At 69.2% G+C, this 21229-nt stretch carries 19 protein-coding genes, 1 other RNA gene, 2 pseudogenes and 1 riboswitch; of the genes and pseudogenes, 18 read left to right on the forward strand and 4 right to left on the reverse strand.

Translation table 11 applies throughout. The features are described from left to right. The first annotated feature begins 4 nt into the window (after nt 1-4). The 9 genes from glyA to thiL all read left to right on the forward strand — a co-directional run bounded on the left by glyA (nt 5) and on the right by thiL (nt 8161). Nucleotides 5-1258 carry a serine hydroxymethyltransferase gene (gene glyA / locus N800_RS11025; protein WP_036138486.1) on the forward strand — a complete coding sequence of 418 codons (1254 nt, stop codon included), beginning with the start codon at nt 5-7 and terminating at the stop codon, nt 1256-1258. A gap of 9 nt (nt 1259-1267) precedes the next feature. Beyond that, nucleotides 1268-1789, forward strand: coding sequence for a transcriptional regulator NrdR (gene nrdR, locus N800_RS11030; RefSeq protein WP_036138386.1), 522 nt, complete (start codon nt 1268-1270; stop codon nt 1787-1789). Between the two features lie 68 nt (nt 1790-1857). Beyond that, nucleotides 1858-2955, forward strand: coding sequence for a bifunctional diaminohydroxyphosphoribosylaminopyrimidine deaminase/5-amino-6-(5-phosphoribosylamino)uracil reductase RibD (ribD, locus tag N800_RS11035; protein ID WP_036138389.1), 1098 nt, complete (start codon nt 1858-1860; stop codon nt 2953-2955). Beyond that, complete coding sequence (locus N800_RS11040; RefSeq protein WP_052108175.1) at nt 2952-3785, forward strand: class I SAM-dependent methyltransferase; 834 nt, start codon at nt 2952-2954, stop codon at nt 3783-3785. Before ribD ends, N800_RS11040 begins: the two co-directional genes overlap by 4 nt. A 137-nt stretch (nt 3786-3922) precedes the next feature. Further along, nucleotides 3923-4088: riboswitch (FMN riboswitch) on the forward strand. A gap of 236 nt (nt 4089-4324) precedes the next feature. Further along, nucleotides 4325-4972 (forward strand): riboflavin synthase, encoded by a 648-nt coding sequence (locus N800_RS11045; RefSeq protein WP_084087527.1) that lies wholly within the window; start codon nt 4325-4327, stop codon nt 4970-4972. After that, a complete protein-coding gene (ribB, locus tag N800_RS11050) occupies nt 4969-6084 on the forward strand; it encodes a 3,4-dihydroxy-2-butanone-4-phosphate synthase (RefSeq protein ID WP_036138391.1) in 1116 nt (371 codons plus the stop codon). The genes N800_RS11045 and ribB overlap by 4 nt, the downstream gene beginning before the upstream one ends. A gap of 151 nt (nt 6085-6235) precedes the next feature. Continuing rightward, nucleotides 6236-6733 (forward strand): 6,7-dimethyl-8-ribityllumazine synthase, encoded by a 498-nt coding sequence (ribH, locus tag N800_RS11055; protein WP_036138393.1) that lies wholly within the window; start codon nt 6236-6238, stop codon nt 6731-6733. Beyond that, nucleotides 6730-7191, forward strand: coding sequence for a transcription antitermination factor NusB (nusB, locus tag N800_RS11060; protein ID WP_036138396.1), 462 nt, complete (start codon nt 6730-6732; stop codon nt 7189-7191). Before ribH ends, nusB begins: the two co-directional genes overlap by 4 nt. 16 nt (nt 7192-7207) lie before the next feature. Beyond that, nucleotides 7208-8161, forward strand: a complete 954-nt coding sequence (gene thiL / locus N800_RS11065; protein ID WP_036138495.1) for a thiamine-phosphate kinase — start codon at nt 7208-7210, stop codon at nt 8159-8161. A gap of 32 nt (nt 8162-8193) precedes the next feature. On the opposite strand, the gene N800_RS11070 is transcribed toward thiL, so the two are convergent. The 4 genes and pseudogenes from N800_RS11070 to N800_RS11085 form a co-directional block, all read right to left on the reverse strand. Further along, entirely contained in the window at nt 8194-8778 is a 585-nt protein-coding gene (locus tag N800_RS11070) for a uracil-DNA glycosylase family protein (RefSeq protein ID WP_036138399.1), read from the reverse strand. An 87-nt stretch (nt 8779-8865) separates the two neighbouring features. After that, nucleotides 8866-10254: an FAD-binding oxidoreductase gene (locus N800_RS11075; RefSeq protein WP_036138401.1), complete on the reverse strand. Its 1389-nt coding sequence runs from the start codon at nt 10252-10254 to the stop codon at nt 8866-8868. After that, complete coding sequence (locus tag N800_RS11080; protein WP_036138403.1) at nt 10251-10661, reverse strand: YraN family protein; 411 nt, start codon at nt 10659-10661, stop codon at nt 10251-10253. The genes N800_RS11075 and N800_RS11080 overlap by 4 nt, the downstream gene beginning before the upstream one ends. Then, nucleotides 10636-11826, reverse strand: a pseudogene (locus tag N800_RS11085) (penicillin-binding protein activator); the annotation flags it as partial. The pseudogene N800_RS11085 and the gene N800_RS11080, both read right to left, overlap by 26 nt. 229 nt (nt 11827-12055) lie before the next feature. Between N800_RS11085 and rsmI the strand changes: the two are divergent. From rsmI to mraY, 9 genes and pseudogenes are all read left to right on the forward strand, one after another. Next, nucleotides 12056-12877 (forward strand): 16S rRNA (cytidine(1402)-2'-O)-methyltransferase, encoded by an 822-nt coding sequence (gene rsmI / locus N800_RS11090; RefSeq protein WP_036138406.1) that lies wholly within the window; start codon nt 12056-12058, stop codon nt 12875-12877. Nucleotides 12878-12985: 108 nt separating this feature from the next. After that, nucleotides 12986-13337, forward strand: an RNA gene (gene rnpB / locus N800_RS15405) — RNase P RNA component class A. A 368-nt stretch (nt 13338-13705) separates the two neighbouring features. Continuing rightward, nucleotides 13706-14152 carry a division/cell wall cluster transcriptional repressor MraZ gene (gene mraZ, locus N800_RS11095; RefSeq protein ID WP_036138409.1) on the forward strand — a complete coding sequence of 149 codons (447 nt, stop codon included), beginning with the start codon at nt 13706-13708 and terminating at the stop codon, nt 14150-14152. A gap of 11 nt (nt 14153-14163) precedes the next feature. Beyond that, nucleotides 14164-15105: a 16S rRNA (cytosine(1402)-N(4))-methyltransferase RsmH gene (rsmH, locus tag N800_RS11100; protein ID WP_036138411.1), complete on the forward strand. Its 942-nt coding sequence runs from the start codon at nt 14164-14166 to the stop codon at nt 15103-15105. Then, entirely contained in the window at nt 15102-15368 is a 267-nt protein-coding gene (gene ftsL, locus N800_RS11105; RefSeq protein WP_036138414.1) for a cell division protein FtsL, read from the forward strand. The genes rsmH and ftsL overlap by 4 nt, the downstream gene beginning before the upstream one ends. Nucleotides 15369-15511: 143 nt before the next feature. Then, nucleotides 15512-17315: pseudogene (locus N800_RS11110) on the forward strand (peptidoglycan D,D-transpeptidase FtsI family protein); the annotation flags it as partial. A gap of 25 nt (nt 17316-17340) precedes the next feature. Beyond that, complete coding sequence (locus N800_RS11115; protein ID WP_425476514.1) at nt 17341-18765, forward strand: UDP-N-acetylmuramoyl-L-alanyl-D-glutamate--2,6-diaminopimelate ligase; 1425 nt, start codon at nt 17341-17343, stop codon at nt 18763-18765. Next, entirely contained in the window at nt 18762-20153 is a 1392-nt protein-coding gene (locus tag N800_RS11120; RefSeq protein WP_036138418.1) for a UDP-N-acetylmuramoyl-tripeptide--D-alanyl-D-alanine ligase, read from the forward strand. The genes N800_RS11115 and N800_RS11120 overlap by 4 nt, the downstream gene beginning before the upstream one ends. After that, the gene (mraY, locus tag N800_RS11125; RefSeq protein WP_036138421.1) at nt 20143-21228 is read left to right on the forward strand and encodes a phospho-N-acetylmuramoyl-pentapeptide-transferase; all 1086 of its coding nucleotides are present in this window, start codon (nt 20143-20145) and stop codon (nt 21226-21228) included. The genes N800_RS11120 and mraY overlap by 11 nt, the downstream gene beginning before the upstream one ends. Nucleotide 21229 lies beyond the last annotated feature (1 nt).

Below are 21229 nucleotides of genomic sequence, written 5' to 3' on the forward strand. Positions count from 1 at the left end.
GGCGATGTTCCAGCGCAATGCCCGTATCGAAGCCTTTGACCCCGAACTCGCCAAGGCCATTGCCGACGAGACCCGCCGCCAGGAAGACCACGTCGAACTGATCGCCTCCGAGAACTACGCCAGCCCGCTGGTGATGGAGGCCCAGGGCAGCCAGCTGACCAACAAGTACGCCGAGGGTTACCCGGGCAAGCGGTACTACGGCGGTTGCGAGTACGTCGACGTCGCCGAGAACCTGGCCATCGAGCGCCTGAAGCAGCTGTTCGGCGCCGACTATGCCAACGTGCAGCCGCACTCCGGCTCGCAGGCCAACCAGGCCGTGTACTTCGCCCTGCTCAACCCGGGCGACACCATCCTCGGCATGTCGCTGGCCCACGGCGGCCACCTGACCCATGGCGCCAAGGTCAACATCTCCGGCAAGCTGCTCAACGCCGTGCAGTACGGCGTCAACGACCAGGGCCTGATCGATTACGACGAAGTCGAGCGCCTGGCGCTGGAACACAAGCCGAAGATGGTCGTGGCCGGCTTCTCCGCCTACTCGCAGAAGATCGACTGGGCACGCTTCCGCGCGATTGCCGACAAGGTCGGCGCCTACCTGTTCGTGGACATGGCACACGTCGCCGGCCTGGTCGCCGCTGGCGTGTACCCGAACCCGCTGCCGCACGCCCACGTGGTCACCTCGACCACGCACAAGACCCTGCGCGGCCCGCGCGGCGGCATCATCGTCGCCCAAGGTGCCTCCGAGGAGCTGGTGAAGAAGCTGCAGAGCATCGTCTTCCCGGGCATCCAGGGCGGTCCGCTGATGCACGTGATCGCGGCCAAGGCGGTAGCGTTCAAGGAAGCGCTGCAGCCGGAGTTCAAGGCCTACCAGGAGCAGGTGGTCAAGAACGCGCAGGCGATGGCCAAGACCATCATGGCGCGCGGCTACAAGATCGTCTCCGGCGGCACCGAGAACCACCTGATGCTGATCGACATGATCGGCAAGGACGTCAGCGGCAAGGACGCGGAGGCGGCGCTCGGCAAGGCCCACATCACCGTCAACAAGAACTCGGTGCCCAACGACCCGCGCTCGCCGTTCGTGACCTCGGGCCTCCGCATCGGCACCCCGGCCGTCACCACCCGCGGCTACAAGGAAGCCGATTGCGTGGCGCTGGCCGAGTGGATCTGCGACGTGCTGGACAACCCCAGTGACGACAAGGTCATCGCCGGGGTGCGCGAGAACGTCAGCAAGCAGTGCCGGCAGTTCCCGGTCTACGGCTGACGCGGACGCATGCACTGCCCGTTCTGCCAGCACCCGGACACCCGCGTGATCGACTCGCGGGTGTCCGACGACGGCGCGACCATCCGCCGGCGCCGGGTGTGCGAGGCATGCGGTGAGCGCTTCTCGACGCTGGAGACCATCGAGCTGAAGCTGCCGGTCATCGTGAAGAGCGATGGCCGTCGCGAGGCGTTCGATGCGCGCAAGTTGCGGGGTGGTTTCGACCGCGCGCTGCAGAAGCGCCCGGTGTCGGAAGAACAGATTGAAGCGGCGGTACGCGCGGTGGTGCATCGCGCGCGCATGACCGCCGAGCGCGAGTTGCCGTCGCGGCGGCTGGGCGAGTTCGTGATGGCCGAGTTGCGCAAGCTCGACCACGTGGGCTACGTGCGCTTCGCCTCGGTGTACCGCGATTTCCAGGACGTGGCCGACTTCCGCGAGGAGCTCGACCGGCTGGAGAGCGATCAGGGCGGCGAGGGGCAGTTGCCGCTGTTGGAAGGCGAGTCCGAGCCGGCCGCCAAGGGCCGCAAGCGCTGACATTCCCTTGTAGTTGCATGCCGTCGGCGCCATGACGGTTGCCGAAGGGTCCCCCTCCTGGAGCAGACATGACGCAGTTTTCCGCCGCCGACCACGCCATGATGGCCCGTGCCATCCGCCTGGCCGAACGTGGCGCCTACACCACCCGCCCCAATCCGATGGTGGGCTGCGTCATCGCCCACGGCGACGAAGTCGTTGGGGAGGGCTGGCACGTGCGTGCCGGCGAAGCCCATGCCGAGGTGCACGCGCTGCAGCATGCCGGCGATCGCGCCAAGGGGGCGACGGTGTACGTCTCGCTTGAGCCCTGCGCGCACACCGGACGTACTGGCCCCTGCGCCGACGCGCTGGTGGCCGCAGGTGTGTCGCGGGTGGTGGCGGCGATGCGCGATCCGTTCCCGCAGGTCGACGGCGCCGGTTTCGACAAGCTGCAGGCCGCAGGCATCACGGTGGAAAGCGGACTGATGGCGGGCGACGCGCGCGTGCTCAACCGTGGCTACCTGTCACGCCAGGAGCGCGGCCGGCCTTGGGTGCGGGTCAAGCTGGCCACCAGCCTCGATGGTCGCAGTGCACTCAACAACGGCGAGTCCAAATGGATCAGCGGCGAGGCTTCACGGCAGGATGTGCAGCACTGGCGTGCGCGTGCCGGCGCCATCCTCACCGGTGCCGGCACGGTGCTCGCCGACGATCCCTCGTTGACCGTGCGCCTCGGCGATGACACGCCGTTCCTGCCACCGCTGCGCGTGGTGCTCGACCCCGGCCTGGCCACGGTTGCCCGCGGCCGTGTGCGCGAGGGCGATGCGCCGACGCTGTACATCCACGCGCCCGATGCCAAACTGCCGCGCGGACTGACCACCCAGGTCGCGCCCGCGCCGGTGAAGGGCGGGCTGTTCGACCTCGAGGCGGTGCTCAAGTTGTTGGCCGCGCGCGAGATCAACGAGGTACAGATCGAAGCCGGCGCGACCTTGGCTGGTGCGTTCTTGGCTGCGGGGCTGGTGGACGAGATCCTGCTGTACGTGGCGCCGGTGCTGCTGGGCGAGAACGCCCGGCCAATGTTCGATGGCCTGGGCATCTCCACCATGGCCGAACGCCATCACCTGCGCATCGTCGAGTCGCGCTACATCGGCCACGACGTGCGGCTGTTGCTGCAGCCGGTCCACACCGGGTGATCACGGGCGATTTCAAGGATCATTTCTCCGGCATCGCCGATGCCTATGCGGCCGCGCGACCGGAATACCCAGACGCGCTGTTCGACGCGATTGCCCTGCACGTGCCGGCCACCGCGCGGGTATGGGAGCCGGGTTGCGGCAGCGGGCAGGCCACGCGCGGGCTGGTCGCCCGTTTCGCGCACGTACACGCCACCGACCCCAGTGCCCGGCAACTGGCGCAACACTGGGCGTGTGCGGATGACGGGGGGCTGGGGGCGGCGACGTCTCCGGGCCACGATGTGTCCACCCATCCAGGGCCCTTGCGCTCGTCCGATCCACGCGTATCGCTGGCGGTCGAGCCCGGCGAGCGCACCGACCTGGCCGAAGCCTCGGTGCAGCTGATCGCCGTCGCACAGGCGCTGCACTGGTTCGACCGGCCGAAGTTCTTTGCCGAGTGCCAGCGCGTGCTTGCGCCCGGAGGCGTGCTCGCAGCCTGGGGGTATCCGGACTTCGTGGCCCCCGAGGGCATGCTGGACGCCGTGGCGGCTTTCCGCGCCCGCATCGAACCGTACTGGCCCCCGGAGCGTGCGCAGATCGATGCGCGCTACGCGGGTTATGAATGGCCGTTCCCCGCGTTGCCAACGCCCACGCTGTGGCTGGAGTCGGAGTGGTCGCTCCGCCACTTCCTGCGCTACCTGTCCAGCATGTCGGCCAGCGCCCGCTGCCTCGCGGCCACCGGCATCGACCCCGTGGCCCACCATGCACCGGCCCTGGCCGAAAGCTGGGGCGATACCGCGGACCTGCGCACGATCAGCTGGCCCCTGTTCCTGCACCTGCGGCAGAAGCCCTGACGACGGCTGCGGCCCGCCGCCGACGGTGAGGGGGGCCGGCGCCCCGCCAACACTGCGTTCCACGGGTGTGGTGCGCTGCGCAGGGGGCGTGCGCACCGGGGGTGGTAGAATGCCGGCGCCGCCTCGGCGGCATAACGCGACGTCTTCAGGGCGGGGTGCAATTCCCCACCGGCGGTAGGTCGCACGGCCCCGGTCGTGCCACAAGCCCGCGAGCGCTTCCCGACGCCTCAGGCATCGGCAAGGTCAGCAGATCCGGTCCAATGCCGGAGCCGACGGTCATAGTCCGGATGAAAGAAGACGGCGTGCGCATCCGCTGCCGCGACCGTGCGCGTGGCGGAGCCCTGGCGGCCGCCCTGCGGTCGTGGCGGGCGCGCATGCCACTGCCTTGCGACGTTTTTCGCTCGCCCACATCGCGGGAAACGTGCCATGCCTTCATTGCTGTTCGCCCCCTTCAGTCGCCACGTCACCGGTCATGCCGGTGGCGGCGTCCCCGCTTTCGCGGTGGGCTGCGGCCGTTGCCTGTCCATGGGAGCTGCCTGATGTTCACCGGGATCATCGAAGGCGTTGGCCGCCTGGCCGCGCGAGACCTGCACGGCGGCGACGCCCGACTGCGCATCGAGGTCGGCAGCCTGCCGTTCGACGACGTGCGCCTGGGCGAAAGCATCGCGGTCAACGGCACCTGTCTGACCGTCATCGCATTCGACGCCACCTCGTTCGACGCCGATGCCTCCACCGAGACCCTCGCGCTGACCACGTTGGGTGCGCTGCCGCTCGGCGCCATGGTCAACCTGGAGCGCGCGATGCGCCCCACCGATCGCCTCGGCGGCCACATCGTCAGCGGCCACGTCGATGGCGTGGGCCGCGTCGAACGCATCACCGAGGACGCGCGCGCGCTGCGCTGGCGTTTCAGCGCGCCCAACGCGCTGCTGCGCTACGTCGCCAAGAAGGGCTCGATCTGCGTCGATGGCGTCAGCCTCACCGTCAACGAGGTGGACGACGCCGGCTTCGACGTGGCATTGATCCCGCACACCGTGGCGCACACCGCGTTCCAGCAGACCCGCGTGGGCGATGCGGTCAATCTCGAGGTGGACCTGGTTGCGCGCTATGCCGAGCGCCTGTTCGCCCACCGCGCCACCACCCCTGACGACCATTTCGCAAGCGGTACCGCCGCTGGAGAGCCCGCATGAGCTTTGCCCCCATCCCCGAGATCCTCGAGGAAATCCGCGCCGGCCGCATGGTCGTCATCGTCGACGACGAAGACCGCGAGAACGAAGGCGACCTGATCATGGCCGCCGAACTGGTGCGGCCGCAGGACATCAACTTCATGGTCACCCACGCCCGTGGCCTGGTGTGCCTGTCGTTGACCCGCGAACGTTGCCGGCAGCTGGGCCTGCCGCCGATGGTGCGTGACAACACCTCGCCGCACCACACCAACTTCACCGTCAGCATCGAGGCGGCCGAAGGCGTCACCACCGGCATCAGTGCCTACGACCGCGCCCACACCGTGCGCACCGCGGTGCGCCCCGACGCTAGCCCGGAAGACCTCAGCCAGCCCGGCCACATCTTCCCGCTGCAGGCGCAGCCGGGCGGCGTGCTCAACCGCGCTGGACACACCGAGGCGGCCAGTGACCTGGCGCTGCTGGCGGGGCTGGAGCCATCTGGCGTGCTGGTGGAGATCCTCAACGCTGACGGCAGCATGGCGCGCCGCCCGCAGTTGGAGGCATTCGCCAAGGAGCACGGCCTGAAGATCGGTTCGATCGAGGAACTGATCCGCTACCGCCTGGCCACCGAGCACACCGTCGAGCGCGTGGACAGCCGCGAGATCGACACCGGACACGGTCCATTCCAGCTGACCACCTACCGCGACCGCCTCAGCCACGCGCTGCACTTCGCCCTGCAGCGCGGCACCCCGGACATGGCCGCGCCGACGCTGGTGCGCGTGCATGTGCAGAACCCGCTGGCTGACGCGCTGCATTGGCGCCGAGCGGACTTCGGACCGGCGGTGGGCGACGTCCTGGCGGCCATCGCCCGCGAGGGCCGTGGCGTGCTGGTGGTTCTCGCCGACACGGCGACGCCCGACGCGTTGCTCGCCCGACTGCGCGAGCCGGCCCACCACGAGGAGCTGACCCCTGGCGCGGGTCATGCCCTGACCGAGTGGCGCCGCACTGGCGCCGGCGCGCAGATCCTGGCCGACCTGGGCCTGGGCAAGCTGCGCGTGGTGGGCACACCGCGCAAGCAGATCGGCTTGGCCGGCTTCGGCCTGGAGGTCGTCGAGTACGTGGATCCGCACGCGCTCTGATGGGTTCCTGCCGCCTGGTGGTGCAAGGGTCCCAAGGCCCAGCGGGTCAAGCTGGGCCACCCGTGCCGCGTCGTCGCTCTGGATACTGATGCCACGCCACCGGCCCCCAGCGGCTAAACTAATCCTCTTCACCCCCACCACCGGCCCCTCCATGCCCCATATCGAAGGCGACCTGCGCAGCCCGACCGGCGCGCGCTACGCCATCATCGCCAGCCGCTGGAACCCGCGCATCACCGACACCCTGGTGGCGGGCGCTCGCAAGACCTTCACCGAGAACGGCGTGGCCGAGGAGGCGGTGGACGTGATCCGCGTGCCTGGCGCGTGGGAGATTCCGGTGACCGCTGCCCGCATCGCCGCGGCCGGCCAGCACGCCGCCGTGGTGGCGCTGGGCTGCGTGGTGCGCGGCGACACCCGCCACTACGAGCAGGTGGCCGACGGCTGTTCCGAAGGCCTGATGCGCGTCGCGCTGGACTACGGCCTGCCCGTGGCCAACGGCGTGCTCGCCGTGGACCGCTTCGAGGATGCCGAGGCCCGCGCCGGCGGCAGCCATGGCAACAAGGGCGAGGAAGCCGCGCTGGTGGTGATCGAGATGTGTCACCTGCTGGACCAGCTGCCCGCCGCCCACGACCTGCTGGAGGTGCTGGAATGAACCGCCGCCGTCCCGATGGCGTGGACCCCGTCGCCCGTTCGCGTGCGCGTCGCCGCGCGCTGCAGGCCGTGTACGCCTGGCAGCTGTCAGGCGCCAAGGTCAACGACGTGATCGCCCAGTTCGCCCACGAGCAGGCCAAGGAGCCGGCCGATCTGGTGTATTTCGAGGACCTGGTCCGCGGCGTGGATGAGCACGTGAAAGACCTCGACCAGGCACTCGCCCCGTTCCTCGATCGCGAGGTGGAACAGGTGGATCCGGTGGAGCGTGCCGCACTGCGCATCGCCGCCTACGAATTGCGCCAGCGCCCGGACGTGCCGTACCGCGTGGTCATCAACGAAGCCATCGAGTCGGTCAAGCGTTTTGGCGCCGAGCACGGTCACACCTACGTCAACGGCGTGCTCGACCATGCCGCTGCCGCGTGGCGCGCCGTGGAAGTGGGGGCCGGGCGCGGCAAGTAAGCCGCGCGCGGGTGCCTTGCCAGAGTTCGACCTGATCGCCCGCATCGCGCAGCGCGTGGGGTCCCGCGGCGACGTCGTGCTGGGCATCGGAGACGACGCCGCCATCCTGCAGCCGCCGGCCGGCCAGCACCTGGTGGTGGCCATGGACACGCTCAACGCGGGCGTGCACTTCCCGTCGGAAACCGCGCCGGGCGACATCGGCTGGAAGGCGCTGGCAGTCAATCTGTCCGACCTGGCCGCGATGGGGGCGACCCCTGCGTGGTGCACGTTGTCGCTGTCGTTGCCGGGCAGCGATACGGCGTGGGTCGACGGTTTTCTTGATGGTTTTCTTGAGCTGGCCCGCACGCACGGCGTCGTGCTGGTTGGGGGCGATACCACGCGTGGTCCGCTGTCGGTATGCGTCACCGTGCACGGCTTCGTCGCGCCGGGGCAGGCGCTGCGCCGCGATGGCGCGCGCGTGGGCGACGATGTCTGGCTAAGCGGTACCGTGGGCGACGCCGCGGGCGCATTGACCCAATGGAACGCCGGACAACCGATGACGGCGGCGCTGCGCGACCGGCTGGATCGGCCCACGCCGCGTGTTGCGCTGGGATGCGCGCTGGTGGGTCTGGCTGATGCCTGCATCGACGTGTCCGACGGATTGGCGGCCGACCTCGCACATGTGGCCGTCGCCAGCAACGTGGGAATCGACCTGCATTGCCCGGACCTGCCGGCGTCTGAGGCGCTGGCGATGGCGTTTGCCGCGCAGGAGCAGCTGCGCCTGCAGGCCACCGGTGGCGACGACTACGAGTTGTGCTTCACCGCGCCCACCGCGTCACGCGCTGCCGTGGCGCGCATCGCCAGCGAGCTGCAGTTACCCCTCACGCGCATCGGCACCGTGACGTCCGCGGCCGGACAGGTCCGCCTGTTGGCAGCGGACGGGACAGAGTGGCTCCCGCCGCGCGCCGGTTACGAGCATTTCGCCGGCTAGCACCGCGAAGCGCCAGAGCCCATCAACCGCGCTCAGCCCAGTAGAGCGTGTACGCGCTCCCGCAGTGCCGGCAACACCTCCGCTTCGAACCACGGATTGGCCTTGAACCAGCCGACGTTGCGTGGGCTGGGGTGGGGCAGGGGCAGGTAGCCGGGCAGGTATTCGCGCCAGGCGTGCACCGTCTCGGTAAGCGTGGCCTTGCGTCGAGCATCGAGGAAATACGCCTGCGCGTACTGGCCGATCAGCAATGTCAGGCGGATTTCCGGCAGCAGGGGCAACAGTTTCGGATGCCACGTCGCGCGGCATTCGGGCCGTGGCGGCAGGTCGCCGGAAGGACCTCGGCCCGGATAGCAGAACCCCATCGGCACGATGGCCACACGGCGCTCGTCGTAGAACTGCCCCGCATCCAAACCCAGCCACTGGCGCAGGCGTTGGCCGCTGGCGTCGTTCCACGGGATGCCGGTGGCGTGCACTTTGGTGCCAGGGGCCTGGCCAACGACCAGCAGGCGAGCGGTCGCACTGGCACGCAGCACCGGGTTCGGGCCCAGCGGCAAATGTGCCTCGCAGATGCGGCAGGCACGGATGTCGCGCAGCAGGCATTCCAGTGGGTGGCTCACGTGGGCTGGACTCGGGAGGAGCGGCCCACGCAGGTTACCCCTTTGGGTGCTGCAGGCAGTGTGGCCATGGCGTGACCTGCACGACGCTCAGGGTGGCAGCAGCTTGCCAGGGTTGAGGATGCCGTCGGGGTCGAACACCGCCTTCAACTGCCGCATGACGGCCAGCGTGGCTGGCGTCACCGCCTGCGGCATGAAGTCGCGCTTGGCCAGGCCGATGCCGTGCTCGCCCGACAACGTGCCACCCAGCGATACCGCCAACGTGAACACTCGCGCCATCGCGCCGCGCGCGCGCTGGGCCTGCGCACCGTCGGCCGGGTCGTACACCAGGTTGACGTGCAGGTTGCCGTTGCCGGCGTGGCCGAAGCAGACAATGGGCAGGTTGAACTCGCGTGCGAGTGCCTGCACGCCGTCGACCAGCGCGGGGATGCGCGATACCGGCACCACCACGTCCTCGTTGATCTTGCCCGGGGCCAGCGTGCGCAGCGCTGGCGACAGCGCCTTTCGGGCAGTCCACAGTTTGGCGCGGGCGGCTTCGTCGGCGGCGTCGTCCAGCGAGACGAGGCCGTCGCCTTCCGCTGCGCGGGCCAGGGCTTCGATGTCGTGCGGCAAGGTGTCGGCGTCGCCATCGGCCTCGATCATCAGCAGCGCGCCGGCATCGGCCGGCAGGTCGGCGCCGCCCACGTCGCGGGCCAGGCGCACCGCGTGCGCGTCCATGAATTCGAGCATCGATGGCGTCACCGGCTGCGCCATCAGACGCGCAACCGCCAGCGCCGCGCTGGACACGTCGCGGTAGATCGCGCGCAGCGCGCGCCGGGTCGCGGGCGCGGGCGTCAGCCGCAGGCTGGCCTCGACGATCAGCGCCAGGGTGCCCTCGCTGCCCACCAGCAGGCGGTGCAGGTCGTAGCCGGTGGCGCCCTTGGTGGTCGCCGTGCCGCACTCGATCAGTTCGCCCGCGCCGGTGACCGCGGTGAGTGCGAGCACGTTGTCGCGGCTGGCGCCGTACTTCACCGCGCGCGGGCCGCCCGCATTGCAGGCGAGGTTGCCGCCGACCGTGCTGAACACCGCACTGGTCGGGTCCGGCGGCCAGAACAGGCCATGCGGCTGCAACGCGGCCTGCAGGTCGCCGTTGAGTACGCCCGGTTCCACCACCGCGCAGCGGTCGCCGGGGCGGATGTCGACGATCCGGTTCATGCGCTCGAACGACACCACCACGCCGCCGGAAATCGGCACCGTGGCACCGGTGGTGTTGGTGCCGCGGCCGCGCGCCACCAGTGGCACGCGGTGCGCGCGGCATGCGCGCACCAGTGCCACGACCTGTTCGCGCGTGGTTGGCAGCGCCACCGCATCGGGCAGCGCTTCGCGTCGCGAATTGTCGAAGGCGTAGGCCAGTCGCTCGCTGGCATCGGTAAGCCAGGCGTCGCCGAGCAGCGCGTGCAGTTCAGCGTCGAGCGCGGCGGGGAGCGGAGACGCGCTCACATCACGTCATCCACGCGGAAGGCATCGCGCAGCCAGGTCAGTCTTGGTGCCGCGGCATCGCCTTCGGCGTCGACCACGTCGAAGCGGCAGGGGGCATCGGCCCAGCGTGGGTGGTGCATCAGGAACAGTTGCGCGGCGCGCACCAGCTTGCGGCATTTGCGCCAGTCGACCGAAGCGGCGCCACCGCCGTAGCGGTCGTCGCGGCGGTAGCGCACCTCGACGAAGACCAGGCCATCGCCATCGCGCATCACCAGGTCCAGCTCACCGAGGCGGTAGCCGACGTTGGCCGCTATCGGCACCAGGCCCTGCGCAACCAGATAATCACGCGCGGCTGCCTCGACCGACGCACCGAGGGCGCGCCGGTCGCGGGGTGCGGCCGTCTCAGAGCGGTACGGCGACGCCGCCACGAAATGTCGACCACGCCGGGGTGCGCTGCACGTTGCCGAATCCGTCGATGCGCAGGGTGCCGGTGGCGCCTTCGATGTGGCCATCGGCCGAGACCGCCAGCCGCTCCAGATAAGCCGCGAGCTGCCACGCGTCGTGACCAAAGGCGAACAGGCGCGCGGCCGCGCCGCGGGCGTTGGGCAGCATCTGCGCGGCAACCGAAGCAGCGGGCAGGCCGCGGGTACCGTGTGTGGTCCAGGTCTCCGATGGGAAGGCGATGCCATCCAGAGTGGTGTCTTCGGCGGCGTTGCCGGTGCCTGACAGCAATTGCGACGTGGCCACGAGCGGCTTGCCACTCAGGCCGGCCAAAGCAAGCTTGGGGATCACCCCGCGAGCGGTGCTGCCGCGCACAGCCAGGAACACCGCGTCCACGCCCTTCTGGGCAAATGGGGCGAAGTCGACGGTGCCGCTGCCCGCCACGTCGACGATGGTGGCGCCGCGTTCGGCCAGGCGCTCGCGCAACGCGGTGACGGCGCGGCGCTGGGTGTCATCCTCGCCACTCACCACCAGCACCCGCGAGGCCTTGCGGCCCAGCAGCCACTCGGCGGCGGCCTCGCCCTCGTCTTCCGGCGACAGCGAGAAGCTGGCATTGCCGGCCGGCGGTGGCACATCGCCGCGGTTCAGCGCCAGCAGCGGCACCGGCAGCGATGGGCGGGAGAAGATGCTGGTGACCTCATCGCGACCCAGCGGACCGACCACGAAGTCGTTGCCTTCGGCCACGGCGCGGTCATACGCCGCGCCTACGCCGGCGGCGGTGTCGTAGAACTGCACTTCCGGCTTGGCCCGCACTTCGCCGAAATATCCCGCCAGCAGGCCGTCACGCACCGGCGCCGCGGCATTGGCCAGACTGCCCGACAACGGCAGCAGCACCGCCAGCTTCACCGGCGGACGGTAGCCGTCGCGGTCGGCGGCCGGCCGGTTGCCGGCGTCAAACTTCCATGCGCTGCGATCAAACGGGCGGGGCAACGGTAGGCCGCGCACCAGCAGGGCACGGCCTGCGTAGTTGTACAGCGGGTCACCGGCCGGCAGGGCCGCGGCTTCGCGCGCCAGCGTGGCGTTGTCCAGTTGGGCCAACAGGCGCTCGATCTGGTCGTCCTGCGCCTTGCGCGCAGCGCCGGTCATGCCGGCCGCCGTCACGGCGAGCGCATGCGCCTGCTGCACCAGCGGCGAGCGACTCACCTGTTCGGTGCGCGCACCCCCGGTCGGCACCGTGGCACAACCACCGGCCAGCGCGGCCAACAGCACCGGCGCGAACATCCACTTCCTCGACACAGTCATCATCGGCATGCAGGCGCCGCCACGCGGCGTTTGGGGGGGACCGGGTTACGATTCTACCCGTCCCCCCTGTGGAAGCACGATGCAGACCCCCGGCACCCTCCATGTCGTCGCCACGCCTATCGGCAACCTCGGCGACCTTTCCCCGCGCGCGCTCGCTACCCTGCGCACGGTCGCCGCGGTCTGTGCCGAAGACACCCGCCACACCCGCCAGTTGCTGGCCCATTTCGGGCTGGAGCGACCGTTGGTGGCCCTGCACCAGCACAACGAGGACGCGCAGGCCGCGCAACTGGTCGCCCGGCTGCAGGCCGGCGAATCGCTGGCGCTGGTCTCGGACGCCGGCACGCCGCTGGTCAGCGACCCTGGCTTCCGCGTGGTGCGCGCCGCCCGCGCGGCGGGGATCAAGGTCTCGCCGGTGCCCGGCGCCTGCGCGGCCATCGCCGCCCTGAGCGTGGCCGGGCTGCCATCCGACCGCTTCGCCTTCGAGGGCTTCCTGCCGGCCAAGGTGTCCGCGCGCCGCGAGCGCCTGTCGCGCCTGGCCGCCGAGCCGCGCACGCTGCTGTTCTACGAGTCCGCGCACCGCATCGATGAAGCGCTGGAAGACATGGCCACCGCCTTCGGCTCACAGCGGCCTGCCGTGCTGGCGCGTGAGCTGACCAAGCTGTTCGAAACGGTGCTCGACGGCACGCTGGCCGAGCTGCTGGCCAAGGTGCAGGCCGACCCGAACCAGCGCAAGGGCGAATTCGTGGTCATGGTCGAAGGCGCGGGTGACGACGCCGATGCGCGCCTGGTCGAGGGCAAGCGCCTGTACGCCAAACTGGCCGAGCATCTGCCGCCCTCCACCGCGGCCAAGCTGGCCGCCGAGCTCAGCGGGGCGCCGCGGAAGGCGCTGTACGGAGCCTAGGGGTCGGGTTGGCTTCGGGCCGGGTCGGTCTTGCTGTTGCTTTCGCTTTTCCTCCTGCTCGCCCCGCCGCCCGACCCAACCCACGAACCATGCGACAATGGCGATGGCGGAGCCGGCCAGACAGTCGCGTCATTCGAAAGGATGCCGAGGAAAGTCCGGGCTCCACAGGGCACGGTGCCAGGTAACGCCTGGGCGGCGCGAGCCGACGGAAAGTGCAACAGAGAGCAGACCGCCGAACGGTCCTTCGGGATGCGTGGCAAGGGTGAAACGGTGCGGTAAGAGCGCACCGCGAGTCTGGCAACAGACCGGCACGGCAAACCCCACCGGGAGCAAGACCAAATAGGGAGGCAATGCCGCGGCCCGCGGTGTCTCCGGGTAGGTTGCTTGAGCGTATCGGTGACGATGCGCCTAGAGGAATGACTGTCCACGACAGAACCCGGCTTATCGGCCGGCTCCGCCACTCCCCTTCATGGCCCGCCCCAGCGGGGGCCGCCGGCGGCGTGCTTTGATCTGCCTATTGCGCAGTGCAGCATGCCGCCCGGGCACCTGTGGCCGCGCTCCAACGGCATCGCGCAAGTGATTGTTATCTGGATGTGAAGGGCCGCCCAATCTCAAAAGGTGAGACGAAACAAGACTTAGTGGATAAGTCTTGAATAAGAGTGTGAAGTTTGTCTTAAGCCCTTGATGCGCCAAGTGAAATTCCCGCCGGAAAGTTGTTGACAACCCCTTGGGGTCTGCCTAAGGTGGGCATCAGAGGGAAATCCGGGTTTTTTGTGGTTTTCCAGTGGCGAAGCTGCCCGCTTAGAGGTGGCGCACACAAGGTGCTCAATGTTCCAGGGCGAGACCGCCATCACGATTGACGAGAAGGGCCGATTGGCGGTGCCCACCGCCTATCGCGACCTCGTCGCGCGTGATTGCGGCAACAAGCTGGTCATCACCTACAACCCGTTCGAATCCGGGTCCCTCTACATCTATCCGCAGCATGTGTGGGAGCGCGTCCGCGACGACGTCAACAAGCTCCCGCGCGTGAAGAAGTTCAGCCGGGTGATGCAGCTCAAGCTGGTGGGTGCGGCCCACTTCGTCGAGCTGGACGGCAACAGCCGCATCACCATTCCCCCCAGCCACCGCAGCGCCGTCGGCATCGAGAAGAAAGCCGTGCTGCTGGGCATGGGCGACAAGTTCGAGTTGTGGAGCGAGCACGCGCATCACGAGCAGATCCGTCAGGTCATCACTGACGAGGATCTGAGCGACGAGCTGCTCGATTTGCAGTTGTGACGCGCGGTGGCATGGACCGCACGCATGCGGCTTCCGGCCACCTTCCGGTCATGTACGCGCAGGTGCTGGAAGGCCTGCGGGTGGTCGGTGATGGCACGTACCTGGATGGCACGTTCGGCCGGGGCGGACACGCCCGCGGCGTGCTGGCGCAGTTGGGGCCCAAGGGGAAGCTGCTGGTGATGGACAAGGATCCCGAGGCGATCGCCGTGGCCGAACGTGAGTTCGGCCCGGACGCGCGCGTCGCGATCTACCGCGGCAGCTTCGCCGAGCTGGCGCAGTGGCCGGCCACCGCCGAGGGTCTGGACGGCGTGCTGTTCGACCTGGGCGTGTCCTCGCCGCAGTTGGACGTGGCTGAGCGCGGCTTCTCGTTCGGCAAGGACGGTCCGCTGGACATGCGCATGGATCCGGACTCCGGCGAAAGCGCTGCGGCGTGGCTGGCCCGCGCCGACGAGCGCGAGATCGCCGACGTGCTGTGGACCTACGGCGAGGAGCGGCAGAGCCGCAAGATCGCCCGTGCCATCGTGGCCCGTCGTGACGCGCAGCCGCTGCTCCGCACCGCACAACTGGCAGACCTGATCGCCTCGGTCATGCCGCGGGGCGACAGCAAGATCCACCCGGCCACGCGCAGCTTCCAGGCCATCCGCATCTTCATCAACCGCGAATTGGCCGACCTCGAGGCCGGGTTGGACGCGGCGATGGCCCGGCTCAAGCCCGGCGGCCGGCTGGCGGTGATCAGCTTCCATTCGCTGGAAGACCGCATCGTCAAGCAATTCATTGCCAGGCACGCCAAGGCGCCGCCGGCCAACCGCCGCATGCCGGTGGAGCAGTCGTTCACGCCCACGCTGCTGGCCATCGATGGCGCGCAGAAAGCCACGGACGAAGAGACCGCCGCCAATCCGCGCGCCCGCAGCGCGGTGCTGCGCGTGGCCGAGAAGCTGGAGGTGGCCGCATGAGCCTGCGCATCGCCCTTGTCGCGCTGGTCGTGGCCAATATCGTCTCGGCGCTGATGGTGGTGCAGGCACGCCACCAGCATCGTCGCCTGTTCATCCAGTTCAGCCAACTGGAAAAGGCGCGCGACGACCTCAATATCGAATTCGGAAGGCTCCAGTTGGAGCAGGCGACCTGGGCGGAGAGCAACCGCATCGACCAGGTGGCCCGTGACCGCCTCGGCATGAAGTTTCCCGAAGGCGCCGAAACCGTGGTGATCCGGCCATGACCCGCCGCGACGCACAACCGCACGTCACTCCCGGCCAGCGCCTGCTGGCCGCGGTCCGTTCGCGCCTGCAGGCGCTGCGCGGTGACGGTGGCCGCGGCCGCGGGCGTGGCCGCAATGGCTTCGACCTGCGCGGTCGCCTGCTGATGGTCGGCGGCGCGCTGGGCCTGTGCTCGGTGGTGCTGGTCGGCCGTGCGTTCGACCTGCAGGTGGTGCACAACGAGTTCTACCGCGAACAGGGCGAGGCGCGCTTCAAGCGTGAACTGCCGATTCCGACCTCGCGCGGCATGATCACCGACCGCAATGGCGAGCCGCTCGCCGTCTCCACTCCGGTGGAGTCGATCTGGGCCAATCCGCAGGAGCTGCTGAAGAATCCCGCGCGAATTCCCGAGCTGGCGAAGGCGCTGGGCGTGCCGGCCGATTACCTCGCGCGCAAGGTGGGGCAGAAGGCCAGCAAGGAATTCGTCTATCTCAAGCGCCGCATCAACCCGGACGAGGCCAGGCGCATCCTCGCGCTGAAGATCCCGGGCGTGGCGTCGCAGCGCGAGTACCGCCGCTTCTACCCGCAGGGTGAGGCGATGGCGCACGTGCTGGGCTTCACCAACGTCGACGACCGCGGCCAGGAAGGGCTGGAGCTGGCCTTCGAGGACTGGCTGCGCGGCACGCCGGGCAGCAAGCGGGTGATCCGTGACCGCCAGGGCAACATCGTCGAGAGCGTGGACCTGGTCACCCCGGCCGAGCCGGGCAAGGACCTGACGCTGACCATCGACCGCCGGATCCAGTTCCTGGCGCATCGCGAGTTGCGTAGCGCCTTGCTGCGCACTGGCGCCAGCGCGGGTTCGGTGGTGGTGCTGGACGTGGCCACCGGCGAAGTGCTGGCGATGGCCAACCTGCCCACCTACAACCCGAATGCGGGTGGCGGCACCAACATCGACGCCCATCGCAACCGTGCGGTGACCGACGTGGTCGAGCCTGGCTCGACCATGAAGCCGCTGACCGTTGCGGCCGGGCTGAAGGCGGGCGTGATCACGCCCAATACGGTGTTCGACCTCAACCCGGGGTACATGGCGCTGGATCGCCGTTACACCATCCGCGACCACCGCAACTACGGCATCCAGACCACCACCGGCATCATCACCAAGAGTTCCAACCTGGGCGCGGTGAAGATCGTCAACAAGTTGGATAGCCAGTACTACTACGATTTCGTTCGCGGGTTCGGCTATGGCCAGGTGCCGCACAGTGGTTTCCCCGGCGAGTCGCCCGGCCTGTTGTCGCCGCCGGCCAAGTGGTCGGGCACCACGAAGGCGACCATGTCCTACGGTTACGGCCTGTCGGCCACGCCGCTGCAGATCGCGGTGGCGTACGCGGCGCTGGGCAACGGCGGCAAGCTGATTCGTCCCACATTCGTGAAAGGCGAAGAGCGCGAGTCACGGCAGGTGCTGGATCCGGCCATCGCCCATGAAGTGCTGCGCATGATGCAGACCGTGACCGAAACCGGCGGTACTGCCACCCAGGCCGCGATTCTGGGGTACCACGTTGCCGGCAAATCCGGCACGGCGCGCAAGTTCAACAGCACCGGCGGCTACTCGCGCCGCTATGTGTCTTTCTTTGCGGGGCTGGTGCCGGTCGACCGTCCCCGCTTCTCGATGGTGGTGGTGGTGGACGACCCGGATCCGGGCAAGGGCTATTTCGGCGGGCTTGTGTCCGCGCCAGTGTTCAAGAACGTCATGGAGGGCGCGTTGCGCCTGATGGACGTTGCACCCGACGACATCGACACCTGGCTCGCCGCACAGGCCGAGGCCGATGCCAAGCGCACCCGGGCCAACGGCGGCAAGCCGGCCAACGATGCGCCCGTGTTGCCGTCCACGGAACAGGTCGCCACGGAGCTGCCGGAGCCGCTGCTGGGAGGGCTGCCATGAGCCCCGGCAAGCGCCTCGCCAACCTGCTCCCCGACGTCGCCGGCATCCCCGGCGATCTGCGCATCTCCGCACTGGTGATGGACAGCCGCGAAGTGACGCCAGGCTGCGCCTTCGTCGCCATTGCCGGCTTTGGTGCCCACGGGCTGCAGTTCGCCGAACAGGCGCTGGCGTCCGGTGCGGTCGCAGTGCTGTTCGAGCCGCCGGCTCCGGCCGACCAGGTCGCGCCGGCCGGCGCGATCGCCGTGCCCAACCTGCGTGCGCGCCTGGGTGAACTGGCCGACGCGTTTCACGACCGTGTCACTGACGCGATGACGCTGGTCGGCGTGACGGGCACCAACGGCAAGACGTCAACCGTGCAGCTGTTGGCTCAGGCGTGGACGCTGCAGGGCACCACGGCAGGCACCGTGGGCACGTTGGGCGCGGGCCTGTACGGCCAGGTAGTGCCGACCGGCTTCACCACGCCGCTGGTGCTGCGCACGCACGGCCTGCTGGCCGAGCTGCACGATGCCGGTGCGCAGGCCGTGGCGATGGAAGTGAGCTCGCACGCCCTCGACCAGGGCCGCGTGGCGGGCCTGCATTACGACGTGGCGGTATTCACCAACCTCACCCGCGACCACCTCGATTACCACGGCGACATGGACAGCTACGGCGCGGCCAAGGCGCGCTTGTTCCAGTGGCCGGGGTTGAAGGGGGCGGCGATCAATCTCGATGACGCCTTCGGCGCCACGCTGCCGGGTCTGCTGGCCGCAGGCGTGCGGTGCGTGGGCTTCAGCTCGCGCGGCCACGCCGATGCGGTGGTGCGTGCCGAAGCGCTGCACCTGGATGCCGGTGGCATCCACTTCGATCTGGTGGTGCACGGCGAATCCCATCCAGTGCATTCGCCATTGCTGGGCCGTTTCAACATCGACAACCTGTTGGCGGTTGCGGCGACGCTGTACGCGCTGGGCCAGGCGCCGGCTGACATCGCGGCAACCCTGGCAAAGCTTCAGCCTATCCACGGTCGCATGAACCGTCTCGGTGGCGATGCAGCCCCGATGGGACACCGTCCGCTCGTGGTGGTCGACTATGCCCACACCCCGGACGCACTGGAGCAGGCGCTGGCGTCGCTGCGTGGCCACGCCCAGGCGCGCCTGTTGTGCGTGTTCGGCTGCGGTGGCGAGCGTGACCGTGGCAAGCGCCCGCAGATGGCGGCCATTGCCGAGCGCCTGGCGGATGTGGTGGTTGTCACCGACGACAATCCGCGTGCCGAGAACGGCGACCGGATCGTACAGGACATCATGGCCGGCTTCGCCGCGCCGCAGGCCGTCCACGTGCAGCGCGACCGGGCGAAGGCGATTGCCTTCGCCGTGGCCGCCGCCGCCGCGGACGACATCGTGCTCGTCGCCGGCAAGGGGCACGAGCCGTACCAGGAGATCAGCGGCGTGAAGCATCCCTTCGACGACACGGACGTGGCCCGCGCCGCGCTGGAGGCACGCGCATGAAGACGCTGTGGCTCTCGACGATCGCACGCATGGTGGGCGGGCACCTGGAGGGCGAGGACCGCCAGGTCTTCGCCGTATCGACGGATACACGCACGCTGTTCAGCGGCGACGGCGTGCTGTTCATCGCGCTCAAGGGCGAGCGCTTCGACGGCCACGAGCACCTGCAGGCCGCGGCGGAAGCCGGTGCCACGGCCGCCCTTGTGTCGCGGCACATGCCCGCACGCGTGGCCGGCTGGGACCTGCCGCAAGTGGTCGTACCCGACACCGAACGCGCACTGGCCGACCTGGCGGCGGCGTTGCAGCACGACCGCGTGGGCGGCAAGGTGGTGGCCATCACCGGCAGCAATGGCAAGACCAGCGTGAAGACGCTGGTGGTGTCCATCCTCGAGCGCGCCGGCAAGACCTATGCCAACCCCGGCAACCGCAACAACGAGATCGGCCTGCCGCTCGCGGTGATCGATGCGCCGGACGACGCGCGCTTCGCCGTGTACGAAATGGGCGCCGGCAAGCCGGGCGACATCGCTTACCTCACGCAAGTAGCGCGACCTGACGTTTCGCTGGTCAACAACATCGCGCCGGCGCACCTGGAGCGCATGGGCAGTCTGTTGGCCGTAGCCGATACCAAGGCTGCCATCTACGATGCGCTGCCGGCGGAAGGCACCGCAGTGATCAATGCCGACGACGCGTTCGCCCCGTACTTCGCCGAGCGCGCTCACGGCCGCCAGCTGGTGTACTTCGGCCTGGACCACGACGCCGACGTCACTGCGCGCGACATCGTGCTCGACGTCGAGGGCTCGCGCTTCACGCTGGTCACGGCACAGGGCGAGGCCGCCGTGCGCCTGGCTATGCCGGGTCGCCACAACGTGCGCAACGCACTGGCCGCCGCAGCGATGGCGGGGGCGCTGGACGTACCGCTGGAGGTGATCGCCGAGGGGCTGACCGCGGCCGAACAGGTCGCCGGCCGCCTGATCGCGCACACGCTGCCCAGCGGCGCGGTGCTGATCGACGACAGCTACAACGCCAACCCCGGATCGCTGGCCGCCGCCATCGACACCCTGGCTGCCAGCAGCAGCGAAGGCTGGTTGGTGCTGGGCGACATGCGCGAACTGGGCGAAGACGCCGAGGCCATGCATGCCGAAGCCGGTCGTCGTGCCAAGGCCGCGGGCCTGCGCCGGTTGTACGCGCTGGGGCCGCTGAGTGCGGCCGCGGCCAGCGCCTTCGGGGAAGGCGCTTCGCAGTACGACAGCCATGACGCACTGGCGGCGGCGCTGCGCGCCGACCTGCGCGATGGCGTGCGCGTGCTGGTCAAAGGCTCGCGCGGCAGCGCGATGGACAAGATCGTGACCGCGCTCGTGGGCGCGGAAAAGGGGGGCACCCATGCTGCTTGAACTCGCGCGTTGGCTGGAGCAGCTGCAGAGCCTGTTCGGCCTGTTCAACTACCTCACCTTCCGCGGCATCCTCAGCGCCCTGACCGCGCTGGCGCTGTCGCTGTGGTGGGGACCGGCGGTGATCCGCCGCCTCGGTCAGCTCAAGGGCGGCCAGCCGATCCGCAAGGACGGCCCGCAGTCGCACTTCTCCAAGGCCGGCACGCCAACCATGGGCGGCGCGCTGATCCTGCTCACGGTGCTGGCCTCGGTGCTGCTGTGGGGCGACCTGCGCAACAAGTACGTGTGGGTGGTGCTGGCGGTGATGATCGCCTTCGGCTGGATCGGCTGGTGGGACGACTGGATCAAGATCGTCAAGCGCGATCCCAACGGCATGAAGTCGCGCACCAAGTACGCGCTGCAGTCGCTGTTCGGCCTGGGCGCCGGCCTGTACCTGTACCTGTACGCCGACGTGCCGGCGGCCACCACGTTCTACGTGCCGTTCTTCAAGGCCGTGGCCTTGCCGCTGGCGGGCGTTGGCTTTGTCGCCATCGCCTACCTGTGGATCGTCGGGTTCTCCAACGCGGTCAACCTGACCGATGGCCTGGACGGCCTTGCCATCATGCCCACGGTGCTGGTGGCCTCGGCGCTGGGCGTGTTCGCCTACGCCTCGGGCCACGCCGAGTTCTCGAAGTACCTGCAGATCCCGGCGGTACCGGGCGCGGGCGAACTGGTGGTGATCTGCGCCGCCATCGCCGGCGCGGGCCTCGGCTTCCTGTGGTTCAACACCTACCCGGCGATGGTGTTCATGGGCGACATCGGCGCGCTGGCGCTGGGCGCAGTGCTGGGCACCATCGCGGTGATCGTGCGCCAGGAACTGGTGCTGGTCATCATGGGCGGCATCTTCGTCATCGAGACGCTGTCGGTGATGATCCAGGTGGGCAGCTTCAAGCTCACCGGCAAGCGCGTGTTCCGCATGGCGCCCATCCACCACCACTTCGAGCTCAAGGGCTGGCCGGAGCCGCGCGTGATCGTGCGCTTCTGGATCATCTCGGTCGTGCTCGTGCTGGTCGGCCTCGCGACGCTCAAGGTGCGCTGAC

Origin of the sequence: Lysobacter daejeonensis GH1-9 (assembly GCF_000768355.1) — a bacterium.
Classification (GTDB): domain Bacteria; phylum Pseudomonadota; class Gammaproteobacteria; order Xanthomonadales; family Xanthomonadaceae; genus Aerolutibacter; species Aerolutibacter daejeonensis.